Below are 13,617 nucleotides of genomic sequence, written 5' to 3'. Positions count from 1 at the left end.
AAGATCCCTGCAGGGCTTAGAAAGCTTTGCAGGGATTTTTCTACTGTGGGACAAATGAACAGCGGGGACTTTCGTGGGCTTAGTATTTGTGGTATAATGCTCGCACTTAGTGCGGTATTTGCGCACATTAGTAAGACATATACCCAAATACTTATTTTCTTGTCGTTTAAAGATGCAAAAGGCAGCAGAAGTTTGCTGCTTAAGCAGATTAAGCTTGCATTGCTGGCAGAATACCAGAGATTTTCAGATGTTTTTGTACAGCTTTCCCATATTGATAAGACAATCTATGAACAAACCCTTGCGGAGTTGCTAGATTATAATACCGGGAGTTTATCGGGCATAGATAATGCATTGTTTTTTAAAGATATAGAGAATTTTATTGTGCAATACCGTGTTCTGTTAGAGACACTGCCTTCCTATTACGATTTAAAAGATGAAAATAGTTACCATATGATGATGCTCGGTATTTGTGTTTCTCTTTCAGGAGATTATGAAATAAGCAGTAATCGGGAATGGGGGAAGGGACGGAGTGATATTCTGCTGCGTTCTAGAAATGAAGCATATCCTCACGTGGTCATGGAATTTAAATATACAAAAGACACATCTTATGATCTTGGACAGCTGGCAAAAGAAGCTTTGGATCAAATAGAGGATAAACAGTATATGTCTGGACTGTATGGCAGTGTCCTTGGCATCGGGCTGGGACACCGCGGAAAATGTGTGGAGGCAGTGTGGAAAGAGTTGTAAGGTGATGAAATAAATACAAACAAGGGAGATGATGCGATAAACAGCAGATCTCCCTTTCTTATTATATCTACAGCCGGATCGACACATATGTCCCGTCAGTAGTTTCCACATGTACAATTTCCAGGCCCTTATTCTCCTTTATAATATCCATACATTCCCAAAGGAGCAGATTCAGGTTTTCCTTTGTGATCAGGTCTGCATAAGGTTCGGGGGTATTCGCTCTCATATCAGAAAATGCCTTTTCCGGAATGAAGCGGAGGACGAATCCGGCCAGATGGACGGGGAGGGGCATGGAAAACCGAAAATCTTTTGTCCGGATCTTTACTTTCATAGCATGCTCCTTTTATTTGTCAACAAATACACGGACAGTTGTGCCATCAGCAGCGTTTACATTCACGAAGTCTCCATCGATCTCTTCATCAAGACATTCGGAAATCGCATCCATCATTGCAGGCAGGTCTACTCCTTGTAAATCTTGTTCCGGGATAGGCAGTTTCCCGGTCACTTTTAATATCTTCTTGATTGCACCGACAGGGAACTGGACGTTTACTTTGTCGCCGTTCGTACTGTCCACAATAATACGGAACATCTTCTTATCGTAATTAGTCTTGACAATCGCAGTCTGCTGGGCCGGGAGGTCTGCATTCAAAGCCGACATGAGTTCCGCTCCCTGCTCTGCTGTAATAGTTCCGTCCTCGATCATTTTTAAAATTCTTAATGTTTCATCCATTTTCATTCTCCTTTTCTGAACTTACTTTAACTGGGCAATTGCCTGTTCGGCTGTAATCTCGCCATTTTCCAGGGCTTTTAGTATCTCTTCCTTTTTCTTGGACTTCTGGTCCTCGGACTCTGTCTCATAACCAAGCTTTTTGATCACGGCATCTAACTTGGAACGGACGGTGGGGTAGGAAATCCCTAATTCTTTCTCTACTTCCTTGATATTCCCTCTGCAGCGGATAAAGGTCTCGGTGAAATAGAGCTCCTCGTCAGAGAGATAATCGAATTTGCTGAGCCGGAAGTTGTTCTCGATCACCGTATCGCAGGAATCACATTTGAGTCTGACCACGGTCAGCTCATTATTGCAGATGGGGCAGCGGCTGATCACTTTGTTCATATCATCACATCCTTTATTAGTGTTCTTGAGACTAATATAACACAAATATTGAAAAAATCAAGTATTAAATTAAATATTTTAATATAAAAATTAAAAATATTAATATTATGGTTGAAAAATGGAAAAATAAATTTTTTATTTAAAACCGATTAATCAATAAAAAAACAGAACATATATTCGATTCTGCGTTGACATACAAGGATTCCTATAGTAATATTTATATATACCCAAAGGGCATCCCGTAATACATGCCCTACGGGCGGGTTTACAGCTTCGCTGTAAAATAATGTATGGATAAAATACATGATATATCAAAACTTCCATATGGACGCGGATATGTGTATTCGCTGCAATATCAGTTCGTATGGTGCACAAAGTACCGTAAAGCGGTTTTAAAAGATGGGATTGACGAAGAATGTAAGACAAAGCTGCAGAGTGAACACAGATGAGAAAGGGGATCTTTTATGATTTATTCAGCACGCTACGATTCCCCATTGGGGGGAGATCACAATAGCCAGCGATGGGACAAGTCTGTTAGGGGTATATTTTGAAGGACAGAAGTATTTTTGCGGGAGTCTGTCGGAAGAGCCGGTGGAAAAGGATGATATTCCGGTTCTTACAGCTGCCAGGGCGTGGCTTGACCGATATTTTGCGGGGAAGAAGCCGGCCATAGAGGAACTGCCCCTTGCCCCGTCAGGCAGTGAATTCAGACAGGCTGTCTGGAAGATTCTTTGTGAGATTCCTTACGGTAGTGTTATGACTTATGGAGAGATTGCAAAGAAGATCGCAGAGGAAAAAGGACTTGATACTATGTCTGCCCAGGCAGTTGGAGGTGCAGTTGGTCATAATCCGATCTCTGTAATCATACCATGCCACCGTGTAGTTGGAAGCAATGGGAGCTTCACCGGATATGCGGGAGGGATCAAGAGAAAGGAAGCTCTTCTGCAATTGGAAGGAGTGGATACAAAGATGTATCATATGCCGAAGAGAGGAACAGCTTTATAGTAAAAGAGGAACGATTTTATAAAATAAAGAGAAAAAAGGAGAAGACAAGAGAATATGGATCATAAAACAAGGTGTCCCTGGGCAGGGGATACACCTATCTATATAGATTATCATGACAATGAATGGGGGCGCCCCACACATGATGAAGTCCGGTTATATGAGATGCTGGTCTTAGAAAGTATGCAGGCGGGGCTTTCCTGGCTTACTGTTTTGAAAAAGAGGGAGGCATTCAGAGAAGCCTTCGATGGATTTGATCCCAATAAAGTGGCTCTTTACGGTGATGATAAGATAGAAGAGCTTATGAATAACGCGAAGATCATCAGAAACCGCCGGAAGATAACAGCGGCTATTAACAATGCAAAGCATTTTTTGAAGGTGGAGGAAGAATACGGAAGCTTTGATAAGTTTATCTGGAGTTATGTGGACAATACTCCTATTGTGGGACATTGGGAAAGTGTAGATGAGATGCCTGCAAGCACGCCTCTCTCAGATCAGATCAGTAAGGATCTAAAGAAGATGGGATTTCAATTCCTGGGGACCACGATCATTTATTCATTCATGCAGGCTGTCGGGATGGTGAATGATCATATCAAGGAGTGTCATGTCTATCAGGATATTTCAAGAGATATTAAATAATAAGACGTATGTTGATAAAAGTCTGCTCATAAAGAAGGTTTCAGAATATATCGGTACGGAAGGCAGCTATTTGTGCCTGACAAGGCCAAGAAGATTTGGAAAAACGATTAATGCGAATATGCTTGCGGCATATTATACCAAGGGATATGAAAGATTTACTGGAAGTGGGGAAAATGGCTGGAATATCAGAAAATAAGGCAAAAAGGATTGCAGGAGAAATAGAAGCAATCATTAGTACAGAGCTGACAGATATACTGAATTCATAACTGTTCAGAATCGTGAACAGTTATCTGAATTCATACAGATAACCGTTACCCCCTCATCTTATTCCATCACCCCTGCTCCGAACAATGCCCCGATCTGTGCATGGTGATCTTTGCACAGATCAAGATACCCATCCAGATTTTTCAGCAGATCCTTCTTTACCTGTGCTCCTTCCGCAGAGTTCAGCCAATGATAGATCTGGTCACAGCATTTATGGATATTCTCATAATAGACAGAGAAGCAGGGGCTGATTTCCGCGGCGAGTGTATTAAAGTCAGAATCATATAAGGTAGTGGTGGGCAGAGTAAGATTGTGATAATTCTTTTTCCACGCAGATGCAAAAGCGGTGTCGCAGGAAATCTTCTTTATGAACCGCTTTGCCCGCTCAATATATTCTGAGATCGTGAGCTCTGATAAGCCTGCAATCTGCTGAATATGGCGGGTGCGCTGGTTGAATTCCTCATCCAGTTCTTCGGCAGTCAGAGAATACAGGTAGGACTTCAATAATTTCAGATCCGCGCTGTCGGATCTGCATGCTGCAGCCACCAGTTTGCTCCACAGAAACTGGCGGTACTCTGTCATTGGGATGTCCTTTAAAAAAGGGCCCCACAGATACAGACTGATCAAACGTGCATCGCTTTCACCGTCCTGAATGATCGTTACAGTATTATCCGGGAAATCTGTATGGAAAACCGCATCGGAAAATGTCTCATCTGAGACTAGCAGCGGCATACGTTCATGAAGATTCTGCAGGCTGATGATTTTCTGGTTCAGCAGCTCCCGTTCCTTTTTCAGCGTCTCGATCTGTTTCTGGACGTAGAGGTATGCGGTTGCAGGGTGTTTGAGCATGGCATGGATATCCTTAATAGAAAAATCAGCCTTTCTAAGCTGTTTCAACACTTTCAGACGCTCCACGTCCTCCACGGAAAAGTCATAGTATCCGTTGGAAGGATTCACATCAGGAGATAAAAAATGTTCCTCAATATAAAAATAAATCGTTCTTTTTGTTAATCCTGTCAACTTTACGACATCTCCAAGTCTCATGGCTGACTTCCCCTTTCGTATACATTATTCTGCAGCTTTTGCAGCAGACCTGCCCGAAGGGCATGTATTACGGGATGCCCCTTGGGTATAGTTTAAAGTTCAAGATAAATAATACTGACCAGAACATAAGTGGAACGTTGCGTAACACTTTTTATTCTGGTAAACGGGTGTTTTTTTGAAAAATGATACCGTAATGGACATGAGCAGCCCCCCAATTTATAAATAGTATAACATGAATCCTCATTTTCAGGGAAATGCTTCACAAAAATAGGGAGAGTTTTTTGGTGGTTATGCGAATGGACTCTACAGAAACCAGACGTTATACAATAAAGACAGCAAGGGCGACATCTACGCCCCTGAGGCTGAATGAAAGTTTGAGTAAAGCCTTAGTTGCATCAGAAAGACGAGGAGGTAAAGTTATGTATCAGAAACTATTTACACCGATCAAGATCAGGGACATGGAGCTTAAAAACCGCATCATCCTTCCGGCAATGGGAACGAAATTTTCCGGAAAGGGCAGCGAGGTCACAGATAAGCTGATCGATTATCATGTTGCACGTGTCAAGGGCGGTACAGGGCTTAGCATCGTGGAAGTCTGCAGCGTACATACACCGAGTGCACCGAGAGGATTTCTTTCTATTTCTGAAGACTCATATATACCGGGCATGAGAAGATTAACAGACGCGATTCACGAGAATGGCGGAAAAGCAGGGCTGCAGCTCTGGCAGGGAAGTATCTGTGTAGGAATGGATCCAACGGCCCTGATCCTGGTTGCAAGCGACATGCCGGTGAGTGCGCAGATGACGATTCCGGGCATATCCAAAGAGACGATTGCAGAGGTAGTAGAGTGTTACGGAAAAGCAGCTGCACGTGCCGTGCAGGCAGGATTTGACTGTGTAGAGATTCATATGGCGCACAACTATCTTCCGCACTCCTTCCTTTCCGGGGGGATCAACCACAGAACGGACGAGTATGGCGGAAGCTTTGAGAACCGTGCGAGATTTCCGCTGGAGATCATCCGTGCCGTAAGAGCCAGCATTCCGGAGACGATGCCTGTATTTATGAGGATTGATGCGCATGATGATTATCTGGAAAATGGTCTGACGATCGAGGAAGTGATCGAATTCTGTAAGCTTGCGAAGGCAGAAGGTGTAGATGTACTGGACGTTTCCCGCGGAAATGTCATTTCCGCAGGGAATAAGTTTGAAGTACCTCCGATCGACCTTCCAAGAGGCTTCAATATTGAAAATGCGGCAAGAATCCGCAAGGAAACAGGAATGCTGACTGTTGGTGTAGGCCGTATCAACACGGCTGAGCTGGCAGAGAAGTTCCTGGAGGAAGATCAGGTGGACATGGTTGTCATGGGGCGTGCACAGCTGGCAGATCCTGATTTTGTGAAAAAGTCAAAAGAGGGGCGTTTAGATGAGATTAATTACTGTGTCGGATGTGACCAGGGATGTCTGGACGGATTTGCAAACCTGGACTGCCCGCAGATCACCTGTCTGAGGAATCCGGCAGTGGGAAGAGAAAAGGAATGCCAGATCGTCAAAACAGAAAAGCCGGAGACAGTATTGATCGCCGGAGGTGGTATTGCCGGACTCGAAGCAGCCATTATTTTAAAAGAAAGAGGACATCAGCCGATCCTCTGCGAAGCCACAGATAGATTGGGCGGCCAGTTCCTGACAGCAGGAGAGGCGCCGAGAAAAGAAGAGATGAAACAGGCGGTTTTGAGTATGGCAAAACGTGCCCATGATCTGGGTGTGGAGATCCGTATGAATACCCCTGTGACACCGGAGCTGATCGGTGAGATCAGGCCGCATACTTTCATAAATGCCATTGGCTCTGCACCGATCATCCCGAATATTCCGGGTGCAGATCTTCCGTTTGTCTTAAGTTCACATGATGTACTGGATGGAAAAGCGGAGGCAAAAGGAAATGTCGTCGTGATCGGCGGAGGAATGGTCGGCATGGAAGCTGCAGAATATCTGGCGGAAAAGGGCTGTAAGGTGACCGACCTTGAGATGCTCAAGGAATTCTGTGCAGATATGGGAGATGCCCGTAAGACCTGTGTGACAGAGAGTATCTATCAGCTTGGCATCAACCCGGTAACGGAAGTGACTGTAACCGAGATCAAAGAGGGAGAAGTCATCGGAACAAAAGACGGACAGAGCGTATCCTATCCTTGTGATTATGCCGTTCTCGCCATCGGTTCCCGTTCCAGAGACGGAAGTGCACTGGAGGCAGCATGCCGTGAACTTGGTATCGCTTATTTTACAGCAGGAGATGCAGGGATGGCAAGACGTGCCCTGGATGCAGTGCGGGAGGCATTTGATGTGGCGCTGACTTTTGATGATCCCAAGGTTCATGCAGAGGCTTCCAGACCCAAGAAGGTCGTATTTTTGACAGGAGCCACCGGAACCATGGGGCAGGAGACGATGAAGCAGCTGCTTTCCAGGAGCAGCAGATTTAAGACCAGGATCTTAGTACGTCCGTCTGAAAAGAATAAGGCACTGCTGAAAAAGTATATGTGTCCGGCTCTTGAAATTGTATGGGGAGATATGGCAGACTATGAGACCATCCTGAAGTGTGTGACCGGAGCAGACTATGTACTCCATGTCGGAGCAATGGTATCTCCGATGGCAGATGATTTCCCGGAGAAGACTTTATATACCAATATCGGTTCCACCTTAAATATCATCAAGGCGATCAAAGAGCAGCCGGACCCGGATGCCGTACATTTTGCATATGTTGCAACAGTTGCGATGACCGGACAGCGTTCAGAGCCCATCCACTTCGGACGCGTGGGAGATCCGATCAATCCTTCCATCTTTGATTACTATGGAATCTCAAAAGTATTTTCAGAGATGGCATTGTATGACAGCGGCTTAAAGCACTGGGTATCCATCCGCCAGACCGGACAGCATCCAAGCAACGAGGCGGCAGGAGACCTGCCGATCCAGACACATCAGCCGCCGAACAATGTACTGGAATGGAGCACTTCCATCGAATCCGGCATCTGCATGGCGAATATCTGCGAGGACTGGGTTCCGGAAAGCTTCTGGAGAAAAGCCTATAATTTATCAAGCGGGGCAGGCTACCGTCTGGCTACATGGGAGCTGATGGATATCAGTCTGGGTGCATTTGGCATTTCCCTTAAGGATACACAGGATTCCAGAATGATGGCAAAATATAACTTCCACGGGCACTACTATACAGACGCCGATGATCTGGACAACATTCTCCATTTCCGCTGCATTCCGGCTGAGGCTTACTGGGGCGGCGTGCAGGATGAGATGAGACGCATGGCTGCAAATCCGATGATCCGTGCCGCTTTCCCGACAGCCGAAGGCATGCGGAAACATATCGAGGAAGTCGGACACAAGAGAATGGGGACTTACTGGATGTTTGAGAATAATGAGGAAGACTGGATCAAGGCATTCTTCGGTTCCAGAGAGCAGCAGGCAGCGATCCCGTCCTTTGAGGAAGGATATGACCTGCACCATCCAAGCGAGGAACCCACCTATCTGGATCATGGATATGACGAAACGAAGAAGCTGGAAGACCTGACGCTGGATGAGCTGAAAGCGGCTGCAAAATTCCGCGGCGGCGAATGTCTGGCAGAAGAGGTGCCGGATATCTATACACCGGTCAAGTGGAGATGTGCAGACGGACATGAGTTCATGCTTTCTGTCAATGCAGTGCTCCAGGGCGGACACTGGTGTCCTGAGTGCTTAAAGGATGCCTGGGCTTACGGACAGATCGCGAAGAAGAATCCGTTCTATGCACAGGTATGGCAGCCGATCCACGATCCGGGGGATGATTATGTGATCCCGATGGAATACAGCGCTTACCGGATTACGAAAGAACTGATGGAGAAGCTGGGGTTGTAAGCAGTGTGGGGATAGGAGTGATTCCTGTTTATTTGACCAGAGGGCAGATAGGAAAATCTGCCCTCTTTTTACGCTGTCATAAAGAGGGAAAATCATAACGATTCAGAACTTCTCAGATAATCCGGCACCCGAAACGAGTACTCATAAGCGGACAATGAGATTCCATCATTGATATTTTAACTTAACATCCCCAGATATTTCATGATCATCATGGAAAGATTAAAATTCATAAAATCCTCTCCATAACAAAAATCACAGTTTGTGATCTCTTTGATTTTTCCCATCCGATATAACAGTGTGTTTTTATGTATATGCAGTTTTTCAGCGATTTTAGAAGGCTGCCCGGGCTGCTTTAAGTACTCCTTTAGGGTAATCATAAAATCAGTCCCTTTTGACTGATCATACAGGTGGAGCTTCATCAGTCCCGGATGGATCAGAAAGCGTATCTGGGCATCCTCTTTTTCAAAGCATTCCAGCATTTTGTACAGATAGTAGTCACTGAAAGAATAGATTGGGGAAGGATCCCCAAGCTTTAGTCCTAAGAATACCGAATCTACAGCCTGCTGGTAAAAACGGGCAGTGTCCTCCAGATCCTGGTAAAAATTGCTGACCCCTGCTTTCAGATGGTTTGCCGACAGGTAATCCGAGAGTTTTGTCATTTCAAATTCACTTAGATTCTGATCCATATCTTTACTGATCAGAAAGACGATGGTGTCCTCATAGATCACATAGATGCTTTCCGGAAAAATATGCCGCATCTGTTCCAGGATCACTTCCAGTTTTAAGTCGGAGGTACTATGTCCGGCAGAAGGAATGGCAACTATGTAAAAGGTTTCTTTTAACTTATACCCAAGCACCCGGAGACGGTTTTTGATATCCTGTATGCTGCGGTCCGGATTCTTGATCAGGTCTGCTAAGAAGTAGGAATACATGACCCCTTTATTACGGACATAGGCGGAATCCTTTTGAAGTTCCATAGATACCAGCTTGCAGAAACGGTGGAAAAAGTCTGCATCAAATTCACGGAAGGGCTGCTCGGATTCCATCATCATGACATGTCCGACCTCAATATCCTGGATATGTACCGCATCCACGAGCATTCCTTTTTGAACCAGCTCGTTGACATAATAGTAGGCTGTCTTACTTTTACGCACCTTCTCGTCCAGCTTATTGGACCGGATAGAGCGGATGCCTGTCTCGCTGATGTAGCCGGATTCACTCTCTTCGCGGAAAAAATCGTCTTCCGGGATGATTCCGTCAGAGATGGCAAGGTATTTATTCTGAAGATCCACAACATAAATGGGGTTTGAGAACAGGCGTGTGGCGGTATCAACCAGATATTGAAGACCATTCCCGGAAAAAAGCGCGTTGACCAGGATGTGCATGCCGGCAGTGATCTGATGGACCTCTGTTAAATTCTCCATGGCAAAGTTAAACAACTCTGCCTGCAGGATACTCTCCCCAAAGTAAGCGATGGTAAAGGCACTGTTTACATACCTGGAAAAATCAATGACCTTCCCATAACAAAACAGGATAAAGGATTCCGGGACATTCTCGTCCGGCATATGATCCGTGGAGGTCAGATAAAGGGTGGACGGCTCAAAAAGCTTCTGATGTTCCATAAAAATACGAATATTGAGCATGTCGCAGTCTGGTTCTTGATTTCCGAAGATCCGTGGATAATAGCCTCTCTTTTTTAATTTTGACAATAAAATATGATACTCCATAATTCCTCCGATATGTATTGTGCAGACGCACAAAAGTGTGGGCATTATAACCGATAACATCATGCCCAAATACGATGAATACGCTGTTTACATTATATATACTAAATATACAAAGGTAAAGGGAAAACGAAGAAAGGAAGAAAAAGAATGAATACGTTAGGTAAATACAACAGAAGTGTTTCGATTATTGGCGTCGGATGTACCCCGTTTATGTATACAGTGGATCATCCAAAGACGAATGGACTGACAGAAGGTGAGCTGTTCGGATACGCGGCATTGAAGGCGATGGAGGATGCAGGGGTCAACCCTCAGGATGTGGATTTTTATTTCCACGGACAGGCAAGTCCGTTAAACGGATCCAATTATCTGACTCCAAATATTCAGATCGGCAACTGGTTCGGCATGAAGGGAAAAGGCTCCATCCACCACTCAGAGGCCTGCTGTACCGGCTATCTTGCCATCGAGCAGGCAGTCAACGCAGTCGCTTCCGGCAAGTATAACTGCGTGCTGTCCGGCTGTGTGGAATTCGGCGACAGCGTTCCTTATCCCGGGGACAATGTGGAGACACCGAAGCACCCTTATAAAAGGGAAAAGATGACCATGGATAAATTCCTGGCGACGACATCCTGGCTCTATGACCGTACCTATGCCCGCAGTCTGATGGCGCCGATCGAGCTGATCTACGATGATGCGGCAGAGGATTACGTGCGCACCCGCGGGATTACGAGTGAGCAGATGGATGACACCCTGAACTGGATGGCCATCAACAACCGCCGCAATGCTGCGAAGAATCCGCTGGCGCTTGAGCGTAAGGAATTTGCAGAGATCGCAAGAGAAAAAGGATTCCCGGATGTCATGTCCTATATGAGATCCCCTTACAATCCGAAAATGGGCGATTTCCTCCGTATGGAAGGGGTGGAACGCAAATGTGACGGCGCTGCGGCAGTGATTGTATGTGCCACAGACAAGATCCCGGAGATTGCTAAAAACTTAAGTCACAAGCCTATCGAAGTACTGGGTGTGGGAAGCGCGGCGTGTGAGTCCACGACACCACATTTTGAGATCCGGGCAACCGAAGAAGCAGTACGCCAGGTCTATGAAGTGACAGGAGTAGAGCCAAAGGAGCTGGATCTGTTCTATGCCAATGATTTTATCATTACTTCTCATCTGATCTCCGCTGAGATCGCAGGATATCTTCCTTATGGAGAAGGCTGGAAGTATATCTGTGAGGGACGGACCGCATATGACGGGGACAAGCCGATCAACACAAATGGCGGAAGAACCTCTTTCGGTCATGCACATGCGGCATCCGGTCTGGCAGATGTATATGAAGCATGCATGCAGATGCGTGGGGAATGCGGTGAAAGACAGGTGAAGAAGCTGCCAAAGACAGCCATGCTCAGAGGATATGGCGGTGCCCAGAATGTTGCGGCTGTTCTTCTTAGGACAAAAGAGTAGGAGGGAAAAGACATGGGTGTGAAATTAGAAAAAGTAGTGGAAAGATTTTATGAAGGCCTGGAGGAAGGAAAATTTCTCGGGCGTAAATGTACAGAATGCGGCGCGGTTGAATTTCCTCCGGTATATGCCTGCAATTCCTGCGGATGCATGGACCTGGAATGGACCGAGATCAGCGGAAAGGGCGTGATGAAGTCGATCGTAATGCCGGCAGCGTTATCTTCCAAGCCGGAATACAATGCCCTGGGCCCGATCGCTTACGGCGAAGTGGAGATCGAGGAGGGTGCCACCTTCAATGCCGTAGTAAAAGGGATCAATAAGAAAAAAAGAAAAGTGCTGATGGAACAGCTGCCCGTGCCGGTTCATGCCGAGATTTTCCAGAGAGACGGATACAAGACGGTCGTTTTTGCACTAGATGAAGAGTAAGAAATAGAAAAAAGATTTATGGATGATAAGGAGAAGGAAAAATGGATAGAAAAGAATTAGAAGCAAAGGTAATCGAGCTGGTAGCAATGGCATATAACACGGACGAGAGTGCTCTGAGTGTTGATACAAAGATTAAGGAAGAGCTGGGAGGAGCCTCCCTTCTTATGGTTGGCCTTGTCTCAGAGATCGAGAACGAACTGGATGTTCTGGTACAGCTGCCAGTGGCAGCGGCATGTCAGACGATTGGAGAATTGGTGGATAAAGTAGAAGAACTGATGTAAGGGAAGGATCGAAATATGAACGTATTAGATCAGATTTATGCGAAGGCAAAGCAGGATCCACAAAGGGTTGTATTCCCGGAAGCGGAGAATGAAAAAATGATGCAGGCTGCCTACGAGACGGGGAAGGATGGATATATCATTCCTGTTCTTGTGGGGGATGAAACAGGTTTAAGACAGCTGTGTGAAGAACGGGGATATGATAGTTCTGTCTTTCGGTTCGTGGATATTAACGACGGGGAATATAAGAAAAAACTGATAGACGAATATGTGCAGCTGCCGGATACAAGGCTTAAGGAGAGGGCGCTGGGGCGCAGGATGGAAGATCCGCTGTATTATGCCATGGTGATGCAGGCGGTAAAGGAGGCAGATGTGACATTTGCCGGAATCGACAATACTACAGGGGATGTTCTGCTGGCTGGGCAGATGATCATCGGATTGAAGCCTGGAATCTCCACGATTTCCAGTATTGGGCTTTGTGATATTCCGGGATATGAGGGCAGTGAAGGCAGCCTGCTGGCAGTGGGCGACAGTGCCGTGTGCACGAATCCGGATGCCAGTCAGCTGGCGGAGATCGCTGTTTCTGCATGTGAGACAGTCAAGGCGCTCCTTGACTGGGAGCCAAGATGTGCGATGGTAAGCTACTCTACGCTTGGGAGCGGACAGGGGGAGCTGGTCGATAAAGTGACAGAAGCAGTCCGGATCGCAAATGAGAAACGTCCGGACCTCGCGATCGACGGCGAGTTCCAGTTTGATTCCGCAATCTCCCCGGCGGTGGCGGCAAAGAAGGTACACAGGGAAAGCCGGGTCGCCGGAAAGGCAAATGTGATCATCTGGCCGGACCTGAATGTGGGCAATGTAGGTGTGAAGCTGATCCAGCAGTTTGGGCATGCAGATGCATACGGGCCGATGCTTCAGGGATTCAACGAGGTTATATGTGACTGTTCCAGAGGAGCCCCGGTATCTGAGATCAAAGGAAATATCGTCATAAGTGCAGTCCGTGCGGCAGGAAATAGAAAGTAGGAAGAACA

At 46.2% G+C, this 13,617-nt stretch carries 13 protein-coding genes and 2 pseudogenes; 10 read left to right on the top strand and 5 right to left on the bottom strand.

What is annotated here, in order from left to right:
• The first annotated feature begins 192 nt into the window (after positions 1-192).
• A complete protein-coding gene (locus AC4OGX_RS00530; protein ID WP_493327838.1) occupies positions 193-747 on the top strand; it encodes a PD-(D/E)XK nuclease domain-containing protein in 555 nt (184 codons plus the stop codon).
• Between the two features lie 67 nt (positions 748-814).
• Here AC4OGX_RS00530 and AC4OGX_RS00525 read toward each other — a convergent pair whose 3' ends face one another.
• Genes AC4OGX_RS00525 through AC4OGX_RS00515 form a run of 3 tightly spaced genes read right to left on the bottom strand, consistent with a single transcriptional unit; the run spans position 815 to position 1,861 of the window.
• Complete coding sequence (locus AC4OGX_RS00525; protein ID WP_493327837.1) at positions 815-1,078, bottom strand: hypothetical protein; 264 nt, start codon at positions 1,076-1,078, stop codon at positions 815-817.
• 12 nt (positions 1,079-1,090) lie between these two features.
• Positions 1,091-1,477, bottom strand: coding sequence for an SHOCT-like domain-containing protein (locus AC4OGX_RS00520; protein WP_493327836.1), 387 nt, complete (start codon positions 1,475-1,477; stop codon positions 1,091-1,093).
• A gap of 21 nt (positions 1,478-1,498) precedes the next feature.
• The gene (locus tag AC4OGX_RS00515) at positions 1,499-1,861 is read right to left on the bottom strand and encodes a DUF2089 domain-containing protein (protein WP_493327835.1); all 363 of its coding nucleotides are present in this window, start codon (positions 1,859-1,861) and stop codon (positions 1,499-1,501) included.
• A 290-nt stretch (positions 1,862-2,151) separates the two neighbouring features.
• On the opposite strand from AC4OGX_RS00515, the pseudogene AC4OGX_RS00510 reads away from it, so the two are divergent.
• The 4 genes and pseudogenes from AC4OGX_RS00510 to AC4OGX_RS00495 all read left to right on the top strand — a co-directional run.
• A pseudogene (locus AC4OGX_RS00510) lies at positions 2,152-2,292 on the top strand (transposase); the annotation flags it as partial.
• A 33-nt stretch (positions 2,293-2,325) separates the two neighbouring features.
• A pseudogene (locus AC4OGX_RS00505) lies at positions 2,326-2,866 on the top strand (methylated-DNA--[protein]-cysteine S-methyltransferase).
• A 54-nt stretch (positions 2,867-2,920) separates the two neighbouring features.
• Positions 2,921-3,502, top strand: coding sequence for a DNA-3-methyladenine glycosylase I (locus AC4OGX_RS00500; RefSeq protein WP_493327834.1), 582 nt, complete (start codon positions 2,921-2,923; stop codon positions 3,500-3,502).
• A complete protein-coding gene (locus tag AC4OGX_RS00495; RefSeq protein ID WP_493327833.1) occupies positions 3,447-3,698 on the top strand; it encodes an AAA family ATPase in 252 nt (83 codons plus the stop codon). Before AC4OGX_RS00500 ends, AC4OGX_RS00495 begins: the two co-directional genes overlap by 56 nt.
• A 128-nt stretch (positions 3,699-3,826) precedes the next feature.
• Here the strand turns inward: AC4OGX_RS00495 and AC4OGX_RS00490 are convergent, their stop codons facing one another.
• On the bottom strand, positions 3,827-4,810 hold the full coding sequence (locus tag AC4OGX_RS00490; RefSeq protein WP_493327832.1) for a MerR family transcriptional regulator: 984 nt from the start codon (positions 4,808-4,810) through the stop codon (positions 3,827-3,829).
• Between the two features lie 419 nt (positions 4,811-5,229).
• On the opposite strand from AC4OGX_RS00490, the gene baiCD reads away from it, so the two are divergent.
• Positions 5,230-8,700, top strand: a complete 3,471-nt coding sequence (gene baiCD / locus AC4OGX_RS00485; RefSeq protein ID WP_493327831.1) for a bile acid Fe-S flavoenzyme BaiCD — start codon at positions 5,230-5,232, stop codon at positions 8,698-8,700.
• Positions 8,701-8,876: 176 nt separating this feature from the next.
• Here baiCD and AC4OGX_RS00480 read toward each other — a convergent pair whose 3' ends face one another.
• Complete coding sequence (locus AC4OGX_RS00480) at positions 8,877-10,427, bottom strand: PucR family transcriptional regulator (protein WP_493327830.1); 1,551 nt, start codon at positions 10,425-10,427, stop codon at positions 8,877-8,879.
• A gap of 147 nt (positions 10,428-10,574) precedes the next feature.
• Between AC4OGX_RS00480 and AC4OGX_RS00475 the strand changes: the two genes are divergently transcribed.
• Genes AC4OGX_RS00475 through AC4OGX_RS00460 form a run of 4 tightly spaced genes read left to right on the top strand, consistent with a single transcriptional unit; the run spans position 10,575 to position 13,609 of the window.
• On the top strand, positions 10,575-11,885 hold the full coding sequence (locus AC4OGX_RS00475) for a thiolase family protein (protein ID WP_493327829.1): 1,311 nt from the start codon (positions 10,575-10,577) through the stop codon (positions 11,883-11,885).
• Between the two features lie 12 nt (positions 11,886-11,897).
• A complete protein-coding gene (locus tag AC4OGX_RS00470) occupies positions 11,898-12,308 on the top strand; it encodes a Zn-ribbon domain-containing OB-fold protein (protein ID WP_493327828.1) in 411 nt (136 codons plus the stop codon).
• A gap of 41 nt (positions 12,309-12,349) precedes the next feature.
• Positions 12,350-12,589: an acyl carrier protein gene (locus tag AC4OGX_RS00465; RefSeq protein WP_493327827.1), complete on the top strand. Its 240-nt coding sequence runs from the start codon at positions 12,350-12,352 to the stop codon at positions 12,587-12,589.
• A 15-nt stretch (positions 12,590-12,604) separates the two neighbouring features.
• Positions 12,605-13,609: a phosphate acyltransferase gene (locus AC4OGX_RS00460; RefSeq protein WP_493327826.1), complete on the top strand. Its 1,005-nt coding sequence runs from the start codon at positions 12,605-12,607 to the stop codon at positions 13,607-13,609.
• The last annotated feature ends 8 nt before the right edge of the window (positions 13,610-13,617 follow it).

This window comes from Faecalicatena sp., assembly GCF_058819085.1.
Note: the sequence above shows the minus strand (reverse complement) of the source record. Positions and strands in the feature narration are given on the sequence as shown.